This is a genomic window from uncultured Imperialibacter sp. (genome assembly GCF_963974565.1).
GTDB lineage: Bacteria > Bacteroidota > Bacteroidia > Cytophagales > Cyclobacteriaceae > Imperialibacter > Imperialibacter roseus.
On record NZ_CAXBCJ010000006.1, the window covers coordinates 143,264 to 157,319 of the forward strand.

The 14,056-nt window shown below is 45.0% G+C and carries 8 protein-coding genes; 1 reads left to right on the plus strand and 7 read right to left on the minus strand.

The genetic code is table 11. The features are described 5' to 3' along the window. Positions 1-116: 116 nt before the first annotated feature. The 6 genes from AAC052_RS10415 to AAC052_RS10440 all read right to left on the minus strand — a co-directional run bounded on the left by AAC052_RS10415 (position 117) and on the right by AAC052_RS10440 (position 11,491). On the minus strand, positions 117-3,344 hold the full coding sequence (locus tag AAC052_RS10415; RefSeq protein WP_339813070.1) for a caspase family protein: 3,228 nt from the start codon (positions 3,342-3,344) through the stop codon (positions 117-119). Between the two features lie 212 nt (positions 3,345-3,556). After that, a complete protein-coding gene (locus AAC052_RS10420; RefSeq protein WP_339813072.1) occupies positions 3,557-4,741 on the minus strand; it encodes a PQQ-binding-like beta-propeller repeat protein in 1,185 nt (394 codons plus the stop codon). After that, positions 4,719-7,346 (minus strand): M15 family metallopeptidase, encoded by a 2,628-nt coding sequence (locus AAC052_RS10425; protein ID WP_339813073.1) that lies wholly within the window; start codon positions 7,344-7,346, stop codon positions 4,719-4,721. The genes AAC052_RS10420 and AAC052_RS10425 overlap by 23 nt, the downstream gene beginning before the upstream one ends. A 459-nt stretch (positions 7,347-7,805) precedes the next feature. Then, complete coding sequence (locus AAC052_RS10430) at positions 7,806-9,284, minus strand: hypothetical protein (protein ID WP_339813075.1); 1,479 nt, start codon at positions 9,282-9,284, stop codon at positions 7,806-7,808. A 195-nt stretch (positions 9,285-9,479) separates the two neighbouring features. Beyond that, the gene (locus tag AAC052_RS10435; protein WP_339813076.1) at positions 9,480-10,388 is read right to left on the minus strand and encodes a hypothetical protein; all 909 of its coding nucleotides are present in this window, start codon (positions 10,386-10,388) and stop codon (positions 9,480-9,482) included. A 674-nt stretch (positions 10,389-11,062) separates the two neighbouring features. Next, positions 11,063-11,491, minus strand: a complete 429-nt coding sequence (locus AAC052_RS10440; protein WP_151997326.1) for an HU family DNA-binding protein — start codon at positions 11,489-11,491, stop codon at positions 11,063-11,065. A gap of 1,256 nt (positions 11,492-12,747) precedes the next feature. On the opposite strand from AAC052_RS10440, the gene AAC052_RS10445 reads away from it, so the two are divergent. After that, positions 12,748-13,212 (plus strand): hypothetical protein, encoded by a 465-nt coding sequence (locus tag AAC052_RS10445; RefSeq protein WP_339813079.1) that lies wholly within the window; start codon positions 12,748-12,750, stop codon positions 13,210-13,212. An 11-nt stretch (positions 13,213-13,223) separates the two neighbouring features. On the opposite strand, the gene AAC052_RS10450 is transcribed toward AAC052_RS10445, so the two are convergent. Next, complete coding sequence (locus AAC052_RS10450) at positions 13,224-14,048, minus strand: hypothetical protein (RefSeq protein WP_339813082.1); 825 nt, start codon at positions 14,046-14,048, stop codon at positions 13,224-13,226. Positions 14,049-14,056: the final 8 nt, after the last annotated feature.

Here is a 14,056-nt window from a genome sequence, read left to right on the forward strand (position 1 = left end):
TTTTAACCCTCCAAGGGGTTTTGAACCCCTGGAGGGTTTGACTACCATCCTGACTTTAGAGATGCCTGCCTGCGCAGGGTTGGCGGAACAGTGGATCCGTATCGAGCATTGAGACCCTACTCCTTCCGAATCACCAGGGGAAAGTCCTGCCCTCTGGAAAACGTATAGGGATACTGCGGCGTGCCCTTTAGCTTCTGAGTGAGCTCGGGTACCTGGTCGTCGAGGAAGGACTTGAGTTCGTAGATCGTGACCTTGCCATCTTTAGGTGCGCCATCAGCTACCCCTTGCAGGCCGGTGATGAGCAGGTAGGTAAACAGCCCATGGCCCAGCTCGGCAAACTCCGTGGCAAACTGCTCACTGCCCGCCGACGCCATTACATGAATGCCTGCACTCCGGGAAAGCTGCGCAATGGCCTTCTCTTCCGCAGCTCCACGGGTGGCCAGCAGCTCTATAGAAGCACCCGACTGGCAGGCATCCATCACAATAAGCTGCTTAAGTGCATGGATACTTTTCAGGTGTTCCTGTAGCTCACTGGCCTCAATGGCGTTCTTTTTCAAAGAGGAGACGTCGTACAGCCTAAGGCTTTCTGTGGGGATAAAGTAAAAACTATTGTCGACCATGCTGCCATGACCGGCATAGTAGAAAATGAACACATCTTCGGGGTGTACTACAGCGCTGAGCTCATCCAGCTTTTTAATGATGTTTTCTTTCGAAGCCTGGTCATCGAACAACGTGTGCAGCTTGATTTCTTTGAAAAGGGATGTGCCGTTGTCGTCAATCATGCTGCTGAACGACTCAGCATCGGGTCGGGCGTAGTTCAGCGTCATTTTAGGGTTTTGGTACTTATTGATGCCCACAGCCAGGATATGGCAGGTGGCACTTTTGGAAGAATGATCCGCCACTACCTCCACGTTACTTACCGCCGATTCAATATTGTCATTATTTGCCGCCCTGGCTTCGAAAGTGTTAGCACCCCCTATCAGGTCGACCGTGTGACGGTAAGTCGTGCTCCTGCCTTTGCCGGAAGGGTAGCTAAGGCCCTGCGTGTTCAACGACATGCGCTTGCCGTTGTGAAAGAGGCGGAGTTCACTTACTCCGCCGCCATTGTCAATCATTTTAACATATACTTCAGCTTTGGTAACATCATCGGCTGGCATCGTTGCAATCTTTACCGTGGGAGGCGGGGACTTCAGCAGCTTGGTCTGAATGTCTTTTAGGTTGCCTGCCCCTCCCCTGTTCGAAAAAATCTGCGGTAGCAGGTCAGGGCGATAGAACTCCTCAAAAAACTGATCCACAGAATAGGTGGTGGTTTTATCAACAAAGTGGATATACTTTCTGGACTCGTCGGTGCCGTTGAAGTAGCCTTCCGGGTTTTTCACCATCCATTCGTTGGCACCAAAGTGGATGTGCTCGAAAAACTCCTTCCCTGAGGCCAGATCCCAAAACTTAGTGGTGCCATCCAGGGCATGACTGATCAGCATTTTGTTGTCGTTGCCCAGCAGCAGGGAAGTGACTTCGGCGGTGTGGCCTTCAAATGTCTTTACCTGTAAAGAAGTGTTGTAGTCCCACACTCTGATGACCCTGTCGGCCCCCGCAGAATAAACAAGGTCTCCGTCAGGGCTGAAAATCGCTTTGTGCACCGGGCCGCCGTGGCCCGTCAGCTTCTTCGTCATCAGGCCGGTGGCAATGTCCCAAATGCGGATGGAGCCATCCCAACTCGTTGTGAGCAGCTCTTTCTGATTGGGGCTCAGGGTCAGTGAGGAAACAATATCGGTGTGCCCGATGAAAGTGCGAACGGGCAGATGTGTGTCCAGCTCAATCATTGCCAGCGAATTGTCGAGCCGGGCCACAAACACATACAAGTCGGTGGGGTGAAATAGCAGGTTATAAACCGAGTTGGACTGGAAGTCGTAGTAGTTCACTCGCTCGCCAGTGGCCACATCGTAGATCTTGATGGTGGCGTCCCAGCTGGCGGAGATGAGGTGCTTTTCGTCATTGCTGAATTTCACATCGAAGATGGGCTCCCTGTGGGCTTTGATGGTACGGAGCGTATCGCCGGTAGCCACGTTCCAGAGGATGATTCGGCCATCGCCGCCACCCGTGGCCATGGTAAGGCCATTGTCCGTCAGGTCATAGCAAAGGGCCGCCTTCTCGTGGCCTTTGTACTCCATGACAGTTTTGCCTGAGGCGATGTTCCACCGCTTTACCTTGGTACCAAACTTGCCTTTGATCAGCTCCGTGCCGTCTTTGGAAAGCATCAGGTCATTTTTGAATCTGATGTATTTGGCAATGTACGAGTCCCAGTAAGAGTTGGGGTCGTAGTTGATGCCCCCTTTGTCCCGCTCGTTGAGTAACCCCGTGAGGGTCGTTTCAATTTGATCGGTTTTGGTATTGAGCTGGTAGGCGGTGTTGTTGTCGCATGCCAGCAACAGACTGCCATTAGCTGCCATGTGGGCTTCGTTGATTTCCGTCTCTGTGTCCGGCGTTATTTCCTTCACAAGCTTGCCTGACTGATTCTCCCAAATGATGGCCTTTGCTTTGGTCACCGCCCACACCTCGTCTCCATTTTTGCTGAAACCAACGCCGGAGAGCTCTTCCACCTCATCGCCATAGGTTCGAATCAGGTCTCCGTTAGAAAGCTTGTATTTTCTTACGACAGTTTTGTTGGACGCTACCAGCAGCGTTTTGCTGTCGGCGCTAAAAGCCACCCAGGTAGCGCAGCCCCCACACCAGCCCTCTGCCTGATCGAACATGTATACCTTCTCCCAGGTAGCTGTGCTGTACACATTGGCTGTTCGGTTGTCCTCTCCTATCGCCAGCCACTTGCCATCTTTTGAAAAAGCCACATTAATGCCATAGCCCAGGCCCTGGTCTGCATTTACTCTAAAGGACTGAACTATCTTTTTCGTCTCAAAATCCCACAGGTGTGCTTCGTCGGGATAGCCCCCTGTGAAGAAAAACTTGGCATCAGCACTAAAGGCGACTGCTGTAAGGAACTTGCTTGCCACCGGCGTAGTGAAAATGGTTTTGCCTGTAGCCACTTCCCAAATGCGGGCTGTTTTATCCCCGCTACTGGTGATCATGTATTGGCCATCGGCAGAGAAATCAATGCAATTGACGCTACCGGTATGGCCCAAAAAGCTGCGCACTTCCCTGCCCGTAGAAATCTCCCAAAGCTTCGCCGTTTTATCCCGGCTGCCAGTGGCTACCAAACTACTATCAGGGCTTTGAGCGACGCTCAGCACAGCCAGCTCATGGCCTTGTTGGATGACTGTTTGGAGGTTTTGGGCAATCGCTGCAAAGAACTGGAAAAACAGCAAAGAAGAGGCTAAAAAGTGCTTCATGGATTCGTATGGTCAGCTAGATGTGGCAAGTTAATAAAGTTGACTGGTTGAAGCGGCGGGGAATGGAGGGAAGTTGCGTTTGGGGGTTGGGTATTGAGTTTTGGCGACAAGGGCCTTTTAGAGAGATTCAGGCGGGGGATTGACCGAGAGCTACGAACTCTCTCCTCTTTTTTAGTAGATACCGAGTGAACGAAGAACTTATTTAGAAGAACTCACTTTACTATTTCAAAACAGTAAATCTTGGAGCCGTCACTTCCTATCAATAAATCACCCTGGTATGGTCTCCGAACAAAATTAATATTTGTAAGATCTAATTCGCTATCATATATCCCACCGGCAATATCCTTCGAAGGGAACTCCTCTGATGTAAAAGTTGCATATTCAATTTCATGAGAACTTCTGCTAAGAGCGGACAAAGCATCAACTCCTCCTTCACGTCCTTTTTGGTAGAAAAATATAAATTCGTTATGAATGATTAAATCGGATCGAATAGGCAAGTCTTTCGAAACCCAAAATTGATCGCCTGTACTCGCACTGAGGCAATAGACGTTAGTCGGCGACTTTGCAAAGATAGTATCTCCATCAAAAGCAATTTGCATTGTGAAATCTGACACTTTCATGTTTGTTAACCATTTTTCCTTCACTGTTCTCTTGGCCAAATCAATAACGATAAGTCCATCTTTTCCAGCCCATAAATAAAGTAGGTCACCTGATATATTTATCTCAGAATTGAGCGAACCTTCGTTTTCTGTAGTAAGAGCCACATTCCAAATAATTTCTCCAGTATTTTTATCTATCTGATAAAAGGTAGTCTTGGTTGTGAGGTTAACGATACTGTCTCCCCCTTCTATAAAAGCATAAATCATTTCTGGAAATGACCGCTGCCAAACGATTGACTTAGTTAATATGTTTACACAGTTAAGGATATTGTTTTTTTCCTTGAATAAAAATGTATTTGATTTCAGTAGAATTGGAGTTTTGCTTTGAATTTGATAGCCTCGCTGTTTACCTCTCTTATATAGAATCTCTCCCGTATAGAAATCTTTTACTACAACCAAATTCATCAAATCGTAAAGGACTAAACTATCTTTTAATTTAGACCTGATAATATCATCGTATTCTTTATCACCCACATGAAGTCGTTTTCGTTGGCTGAGATCGTAGACAAAGCTGTTATCGAAATGTTCTATCAAAATTCCATTTTCAATTAATGGCTTCTTATCATAGATGCTCAAGTCATTTCGAGTCACCTCGAATTCGAAGGTTAAATCCAAAATCTCTGACAACGGCTTGTCAGCGTATGAATTCATCTGTGAATAACATGGCTCGCAAAAATTAAGTAGTGCTATTAGCGCCAATGAAATTCTCACACTCTCAAAATCTATTAGTTTCCACATATTCAAAATGCATATAGTCTTTTCTATCACCCCAATCCCCTCCCCAGGATATAACTTCATTTCCATTGGTGTCACGGGCAGTATAGAATTCTCTTACGAACGATTCGTCAATTACAATAAAACCTTCCAGGGCGATCCTCTTCATTAAATCCAAATTTCCTTTTACGACGTCTGTTAATTTTGCATACGGCGCAGCACCCAAAATAGCAATCAATTGCTGAGTAGAATTTTCTAAATATCTAGTCACCCCAGAATAAGACTGAGTATTCGGCACATCCTCTGGCAGCAAAATGTTAACACCGGTCACCCAACCACTATATTCACCATTTTCCGGTTGAGCGCACGCCTCTTTCAAACTTTCAACACAAGAAACAATATTCAGTCCATTTAAAAGGTGCATTAATTTAGAGTCAAGCGTTGGTAAGTGTTTTTGAACCAATAGTGCCTTTCGAAATCCCATTGTGTAGCTGGAACTCAATACGGTCAAATTCTGCTTAAGAATTTTTAGAAGATCATCTGCTTTCCTTGGAAGAAGGACATGTAAGCTCTCGATTAACTCCTGCTGATCTGCTAGACTTTTTTGGTTGAGAAAATGTATCTCATTTCGGAGGAACTTGTTTTCTTCGACCAAATTATTGAATTGATTTGAAAACTGGCCAATGAGACTCGCCACCGACTCAATATGATTACCTAATTCTGACACTGAAAGTTCATTTTCATTAATATAAGCTACTCCAAGCGCCAATGAATCAATTTCTATTTCTTCTAGCTCTAGGTCAAGTAGGCGCTGGTTGATTTCCTTTTGCTCCTCGACCGTCGATCTGTTATTGAAAAACTGAAAATTAGCAAGAATCCCCAGGAAGGCTAGCGATGGGCGTACAAAGAAGAGGTTCCGATCTGCTCCAATATCTAAGGCCATTCCATAGGAATGATTACTCACATACTTGTCGGATCCTCGTTGAAACCGGATATTGAAACCACCAATCGTATAATATGGGTTATTGAAATATTCACGACCAAGTCTAGTCTCAATAGTACTAACGTACGGCCAGTAGCTATCATGGATCATTATTTCTCTACCTAGAAACGTTCGAGCTCTGACTTTCTGTGATAGATAGTCGAGACTTCCTTGATAGCGCAGCTTCCACTCTTCATCTTTCTCTCTAGAAATTTCCAAAAACATGGGGCCAGCGAGCTTAATAAAATATTTAAATTTATCTAGCTTGGTTTTTGCTTCAATGTATTTGGCAATTTCATAGTTATCTAAAAAAGTGTCAACATATTGATTAACAGAGGCATTTGATTCGTCCTGAAAACTATTATTGAATTCCGAATCCACACTTGCACTAATTTTAATAGTGAAAGGCGATTCATCGGTTCTTATGAAAGATTGATCGGAGCGTGCCTCGGCTTGACTTATGTGGCCAGTCCAATAAAAGATACCGTTGTCAACTATTTGTATCTTTTGGTTATTTGAATATACTAACTCCCCATCGTTCTTATATATTTCTATTTTTGCATGGCTCAACGGGAATTTTTCGGTCTTTTCAATCGAGTAATGTATTTCAACGGAATCTTCTGCTATTCCTGGAATGAACATATTATCGTCTATCGGTTCAATCGTCACCAACTTAGGGCGCTCCTCTTGTGTATCTTCGATAATGAATGGGCAAACCATTTCCAAAAGCTTTGTTTTCACTCCATCGGACAGCTCTGGGTAAAACGGCGGCACCTTTTCTAAAAATGTAAGTCCTATCACTTTCAATAACTCTGAATTATTCTCATCGGCGGCTAATTGTTTCAAGAAATCATCCACAGATTCGGTCAGTTTTTGAATATTCTCTAAAATAGTTTCGGCGCCTGCTTCCCTATGCACAAAGCAAGCATTAAGCTTCTCCCAGGGCCTTTCAACATTTTCTTGAACCGCCTTTTGCCATTCTTCTATATTTTCTCTCGCACTCGCTAATGCTTCTTTAATAATTATTTTCTGTATCCCCTCTAACGAAGCGTCGGCCGCTTTCTGGTCTTTCATTTCCACAGAGCCTGTCTCCACCCGCTGCAACGCCGCTATCAACGCACTCACTACTGTTTCTTTGGCTTCGTTGGGCGTGGCGAAGGCGGTGTTGCCCAGCTGCTGCTGGCTGGTGGAGGCGGCAATGGAGTCAACCTCGGCCTGGCTGATGCTGAGCAGCTCATAGACCGTCGATGTTTTGCCCGTCAGCTCCAGCCGGGTGGTGTAGCCAGTGGGTGGCCCCTCGGTGGAGGCAGGTACAAAGATGATCTTAGCGGCCAGCAGGTTGTCGTTGTCTGCCTTGTTGATTTTGTTGAGACGCTGTTGGCGGAAGATCCTGGGCCAGAACTCATCGCTGTCGATGTAGCCGATGGTGAGCACCTGGATATTGTTGCGCTGCATAAAGCCGTCGGTGAAGGCGGTGAGGCGCTCGTCTTTGGCAATGCGGCCCAGGGCCAGGGAATGCGTGAGCCGGGGCAGGTCGAACAGGCCTTTCATGATGTTGCGGGCTTCGTCCTCCGATATGGTGACGTTATCGAGGGTGTCGCCTTCTTGTGGAGAGACTGAAGGCTGCCGGGCATGGCTTTCAGGCACAATTGCCAGCAGAAGCACCCATAAAATCAGGTAAAATGCAGGGCTATATACCTTCGATATCATGCCTGCGGAGATGAAATTAATAGATGGTATCCCGCTATTTTAAAAAATGATTTATACGAAACCAACTGTAAAACTAACTCCATCCGGCTAAAAATAGGTTCTAGGCTGAAATAATATAATGAGATATTAAAATACGTACTTATTTTTTATTTGCAAATAGGCGTTGGTTTTAAGGAAGAAAGTAATGCTGGAAACAGCGGTTGGTGAGGTTTGAGGTGATGGCGCTTTGGTACGAAGGGTGGCGGCCCTTCGCATGGGTATCACACTCCGTACGGGCCCTTTCAGGGCTCGAATGCGACCTGCATGCAGCACCACCAGTCCCATTAGGGACAATATGGCGGATCAAAAAGACGTTACTATGGAAGGTTGAGCTTACACTCCTTCGAATCAAGGCCGTCAATCAACTATGTATTCAAACTCTTTAAGGTCTTTGTTCCAAGCCAACTTGTGAATATCCCAGTTTTTAGAAGCCGCAGGTCTTTCAAGTTTTTGGGCGATCATTACCCTTTCTCCATCAGAGCGCACATTGATCATCCCATAAACAGTGACGACCCTTTCCATTTTCTTGTTTGGAGGCAGTTTTGTTAAATCAATAAACTCTTTGCCTGACCGGGCCAATTCAGTGCAAAAAATCAAAGACCGCTCACCCCGACTGAATTTGCCAATGGTACCGAGCGTATCCGGCCTCGGATGGCAGTATGGTTCCTCGTCACCGCTAGAAATGACGGTGGCAATCGGATTAAGTGCCTGAAGAAATTCACTGGTAAAATCGGCACTACCATGATGGCACGATTTGGCAATATCCACTTGGAAGTGTTTTCTGGCTTTGCCAATGGCATCTGCCAGCTTTTCCTGGGCTGCGGCCTTCTGCTCAGGCGTAGCAGCCTTGTCCTTTATCTTTTTCACAAGTTCCCCAACATTCTGCTTACCAAAGTGCGTAAGCAAATATTCTTCCGAATCAGTATTCAGGTCACCCCCTAGCAATATCTTAAGCTTACCAATGCTCAGCTTTAAAATGACTGAATGGCCATTTTTTGTTTTTCCTTTATTATCATCGAAAACAGGAAGCGCATCTTTTCCTGCGACCTTTTTTGCGACAGGGCCAAGCACTTCTATTTTTAGTCCACCCTTGTCGTAGATAGTCCCGCTACCATACCGCAGTGACTTCTTCGGTGCGCTGGTCTTCTCCAGTAGTTTGATATAGTTGCCCTTTTTTGAGGCAGTAGCTGCCCGCTTTTTAAATGAAGCTTCGTCATCACACAGGTCGGTAATGTAGTCCTGGCCATTTCCCACCACTGTTCCAAGTGTTTCAACAGGGGAGCCGCTCTCTTCTACCATCCCATTGTGATAGATAGTATCGAACGAAAACTGATTTTTCGAATTCTTCTGAGCGGTGAACAGTTTGGCAAATCCACCATAGTGGTCGGCGTCGGAGTGGCTAATGATCCCGGTGAAATTTGGTGGTGATGACTTGGCATATTTTAGGTTAAACCGCCAGGCAAGAAATCGAAACATGTTATCGCCCTTCCCGGCATCAATGATAAAGTGTTTGTCATCGGGAGTCACCACGTGGCAGCCATCGCCCTGCCCTATGTCGATAAAATTGACCTCGAGAACCCTGTCTGGAATAATCTCCGACGGCTTGATATAGCCATCTGCATTTCTGGCCCTCACCATTAGGTAACTGCTCTTGCCTATCTTAACTTCGACAGGCTGGCCATTTTTAAGTATAGGCCTTACATAGTCACCGAACAAGAGCTCTTTCCTAAAAGAAAAGGTTTGCTTCCCCGTTTTAGTGTCCGTTTTAAAGTACTTCAGCTTTACGGATGGGTAATTGGCAAATCCAAACCCCTGATTGAGAATTTTGGCATCCATGGTGTTAGTAATTAAGAGTCACTTGGTTGAATTATTTATTTTTCTATCAAAAAGAGGAGTGCCACAGAGGCAAGGGTGGTCTAATCCTACCCACAAGCCTGAAAAAAGACAACAAGGTAAAGCGCATCGCCATCAGAGCGCTTCTTACCTATTGAATTCGGCAGGACTATGGCGCTTTAGCGGGACTTCTGTTTTTCAATCTCCCCTTAATTGAGCCAACTGCTGACTTATGTCGTTTGAAGGAGCTACCGCACTATTGAAGTAACTGTTAAACTTGTTGGCGTAGTAATCATAAATGAACCTTTGTTGCTCATTGCCTCGCTCCACTTTGAAATAAAGTCCACCAAACAATAGATTTTCATTGGCTTGCTTGTAGGGGTAAAGCTTTAAAAACACCTCGCTAGTGCCATCGTTTAATGTTACAACATGGATTCGCTCATCCATTTGAGCATTAAGTAACCTTATCTCGGCTGGATTAGACGGGAACTCAGCATTCAGGTCAGTTACTTCAATAATAGTTTGGTTGATCAGGGAGGCAGTAAGCCTCACCTGATGAACGCTAACTGATTCAGTTTTTTTAGCACTGCCTCTTTCTGTCTGTCGGCTAATGGTAATTTCGTCAGTGGGGTCAGTGATGGTAATGCGCACTTTACCACCATTTGAAAGAATCCGCCTTATTTCGGCCAAAATAGCGGCTACGCCATTTTGTAGATGAGCACCGGCAATGTCTAAAGACTTAATTTCTTCTACGTGAGCTTTTATGTAGTTGTACAGGTTCCCATCGTCATAAAGGCTTACTTCGGCAACCCCGATGGGCGCTTCGTTTTGCTTTTGACGATCTTCTTCAGGAATTTTAGAAGCATCGTTTGAAACGATTTCTTGCTTACCGTTCTTCAATTCGGCCACAAGGCCAGCAGAGAATAGGAGCAGCGTAAAAAACATGTAGACGAAAATACTCACAAGCATCATCTTCCTAACGGGGTCTTTCTTTTGTTCCAGGTAAAGCAGGTAGCCCGAAACGATGAAGAGAAAGAAAGCGACACCCAGAATACCGTGTTTTAAGAATTCTGGTGCTTTTGATAGAACATTAACAATCGAATCCATTTTGATTTAGTTAAGTGGTTAGTATTAGCAAGTTTTCATAAAGGTCCTATATTCATAATATTGGGAACAGTTCGCCTAACGCCCCTTTAATGTCGATGGCATGCTTTTAATTGCCTTCTGAATGCCGATCATTCGAAGTCGCTAGCTGAATTTTACATGAACTAATACAAGAAAGGAACGGGAGGATGGTGAAAATGATCCTCTGCTTGACCATAATAGTATCATTTAAGTTATGTGAGATAACTATGAGGGTAGCTCCCTTTTCTCAAAAAAAATCAATCTATTGGCGCAAATCCAAAGTAGCTGTAACATAAAGCCAGAAGTACCGAGACTAATTGCTTAAATACACTCTAATATCGAAATACTATTATTCTATAAAAATACCGATTTATAAGTATTTGCCCACTGTCAGCCTTATCATCGAAAAACTAGTTTTTGGTCAGATTGCAGGCAGTATGTCTGGGGGATTCCTCTCCGCCTCCCGAGCTATCGGGGTGGCGGATCGAAATGACGTTGTTATGAAAGGATTGGCAGGTCAGCAGCCGAACTTGCAAAACCATTAAAGAGGTTACTACTTGCAGGAGCGCACAGAGTAACCTCTTTAATTGGGCACAAAAAAATCCCGCACTCTCATGCGGGATTCTAGGTTGGGCTTTTACACCTCTGGTGATTGATCATTCTTCGTCAGGTTCGTTCGACAATAGGGTGCTTGATAGCTCGGTGTACTTGGTATACCTCACTGTACCCATGTTTTCCCTCATCTCTGCGCTTGGCAAGAAGCTGATCTTGTTGCGCTTGATGCTGTAGTTACCCACCTCATCAGGCGTGTCGTAGCCTTTGCTGCTGATGTTCACCCGAAAGCTTCCCAGCTGACTCAGGTTCACTGTGCGACCATTGCGCAGAAACTTGGGTATCAACTCGAGAAAGTTCTCGATCACTGCCATGGCATCGGCGGTAGTCACGGTGCTGCGAGACGATATCTCCCGCACCATTTCTCTCAGTGTAACTTCTCGCTCTCTTTTGATGCCAGCGTAGTACTTGATTTGTCCTCCTCCAGCCACTCCCGGCTGGGTACGACCTATTGCTTTATATAAGATAGACATGACTTTAAAATTTAAATGGTTAAACAAATGATTTAAAACTGCTTTTCTGCATCGTTTAGTTAAGAGGTTCGGTCTCCCAATTCTATTTTTACCCCTCCCCTAAGCCGGGCGCCCCTAAAGGGTGATGAATTACCATTAGCATGCCCCTTCAGGGATAAAAGGGTAAAATGCTCTTAACTAAACAACATTGAACTGTGTCTCAGCCTGTGAAGGGTGTGCCAATTTTACTCCTCCTGCTATGCGAACTCCCACACGGGCATGTTCTAAGAGGATGACTCCGATGACCTGGTCTTCTAGAGCATCCCGATACCCGGTGAGCCCACAGAAGGAAAGGCAAAATGCACTACTTCAAAAGATAAAACGGTAATTGATTTTGGAAATCCGGCCGGTTTTCCTGGAGTGAAAAAGTGATTCGTTTGAGGCCTCAGCGGAAGTGATTCTTACTCCTTGTGTACGGTAAATTCTAATTCAATATTGATGCCAAAAATGAATTTCACCGTGCCAAATGTGGAATTTTTTTCTATTATTTTTTCAATTTATAATTTTATAGAAAATCATAAGGAAAACCCCTCTTTTAAGCCAACCAAAACAGCACTCCTCCCGTTTAAACACCCGGCGTTTTAGGGTTGATTAATCAATTACAATCGTTTGCATTTGGCTATTCGCATGTTGACAACCTGCATCAGCTCACGTTCTACTTCCGCCGCCCTCAATTGAGCGATATTCCCCCATTACAATTGTACTTTTCCGTGACAATTGCGCTACTCACCAGACCTCAATAGTTGGATTTTTGACTGCCGGCTTTTGGCCCTCCGGAGACAAGCGCTTGTGCCACTATGTGTTAAGCGCTTATGCCGGTACCTGATAAGCGCTTGTGTGGGTACCTGATAAGCGCTTGTCTCACCCCCTCATAAGCGCTTAACACGAGACGAATAACAGCAAGACTTGAAACGAATAAGCGCTATACATGAGGCGGATAAGCGCAATACACCCACCAGGGTTAAAAAAGTTCGATTGCAGCCAATAGAGAAGGTTTTTGATAGGCTGGCGCAAAAGAGAAACCGGTAACCGGAATAGTGGGCAGGAAAAGTAAAACAACCCTATTGGCTGCGATATGTAATAGGATTAAACCATTCCTCTTAGTAGAAAAGCCAGTTCGCTCACAGCATCGAATAAATCAGGGTTGGAAATGTCAATTATAACGATTTTTATATATTACCAACTCATAACTGTTACATAACCTATCCGTCAGGCAAATGAACCGACCAGTCAACGTAAAAAATCTCTCTTTCTTCCTCCTTTTATGCCTCCTCGCCTTTAGCTCCCTCACCAGGGCTCAGTCTATCCTCCCCGACACCCTCGGCCTTGTGAACAAGCCCATGACATTCTACTTTACTTACAGAGCCGAGCCTTTCACCGACCTGTCGTACATGCATTTCAAATTCAGGGAGGTCAACGACCATCAGCTCATGAACAGCTACTACAAATACCAAAAGACCCACAAGGCCACCCGAATTACCAGCGCTGCTGGCGCCTTCCTGATTGGTTTTGCCGGCGCGGCATTGCTCCTCAACACCCGACGACAGGAATTCGACAAGCCGCCCATGTACGCCCTGCTGGGCACAGGCATAGTTACTACCGGTGTTTCAATATGGCTGGAACGGAAATCGATCAAACATGCCCGCAAGGTGGTAGGGCGGTACAATAGTTTGGTGAGGTAGGGGGCTAACAATTAATCTTTGCTCTCATTGATTAATTCAAAGTACTTTTTATCTGTATGCAGTGAATAAAAATGATAGTAAAGCTCTGCACACTGCCTGTAAAACAGTTTGAGATAATTCTTAAACATTACGAAAAAGCAAGCAAAGAAAATGATCAGTATGATCCAATTTGAAAACTTCATGGGGCTTTCAAAAAACCAGCTAAACACAACTATTCGCATGAATGTATATACCAGTATTGATGCGGCTATATTCCGGCTAAATCCATATAAATTCAGGAAGTGAGATACTCTGTTGAATGCTACCGGGGTATACTTGGAAATATCGGAGAAGCACAGCCAAAAATAGTCCTTAGGTCGAGGGTTTTTTCCAAACCTTTTCTCAAACACCCTCTTAAAGTCGCTTATAAAGCTCTCATTGAAGTGACTTGTATAGTTTCTGAACAACTTCTGAAGCCCTTTTCTTTCATGTAAACTGAGCAGATTTTCAGAAGGAAACCCCAGGAGCGACTGATTCATCCATCTCTCTATTACCAGGCTTGAAATAGCTGCGATGATGTGCCCCAGCACATAGCAGAAAAACAGGAGCAGAATCAGTGTGGTAAACTTGAAATCATCGTCGGAGTTCCAGGTAAGGAAGTTGAAAAGGTAGTCGAATTTGAATTTTAGGTTTGCTTCCTTTAAGCCATCGAGGGTATCGTTCTCCCAATAGAAATTCAAGATGCTACTTATATCATACTCGATAATAATCAAGCACAAGAAGAAAAAACCAGGCAGAAAGTACCCGAAGATATCGTAGACGAAAAATGAGTTTCGAAATGACTTGATGTTTATCATGAGGAAGG

What these genes read in the sequence shown, in the direction of transcription:
- AAC052_RS10420 (WP_339813072.1), bottom strand. Translation starts at nt 4,741, where the DNA reads ATGTGGAAACTAATAGATTTTGAGAGTGTGAGAATTTCATTGGCGCTA.
- AAC052_RS10430 (WP_339813075.1), bottom strand. Translation starts at nt 9,284, where the DNA reads ATGGATGCCAAAATTCTCAATCAGGGGTTTGGATTTGCCAATTACCCA.
- AAC052_RS10415 (WP_339813070.1), bottom strand. Translation starts at nt 3,344, where the DNA reads ATGAAGCACTTTTTAGCCTCTTCTTTGCTGTTTTTCCAGTTCTTTGCA.
- AAC052_RS10445 (WP_339813079.1), top strand. Translation starts at nt 12,748, where the DNA reads ATGAACCGACCAGTCAACGTAAAAAATCTCTCTTTCTTCCTCCTTTTA.
- AAC052_RS10435 (WP_339813076.1), bottom strand. Translation starts at nt 10,388, where the DNA reads ATGGATTCGATTGTTAATGTTCTATCAAAAGCACCAGAATTCTTAAAA.
- AAC052_RS10450 (WP_339813082.1), bottom strand. Translation starts at nt 14,048, where the DNA reads ATGATAAACATCAAGTCATTTCGAAACTCATTTTTCGTCTACGATATC.
- AAC052_RS10440 (WP_151997326.1), bottom strand. Translation starts at nt 11,491, where the DNA reads ATGTCTATCTTATATAAAGCAATAGGTCGTACCCAGCCGGGAGTGGCT.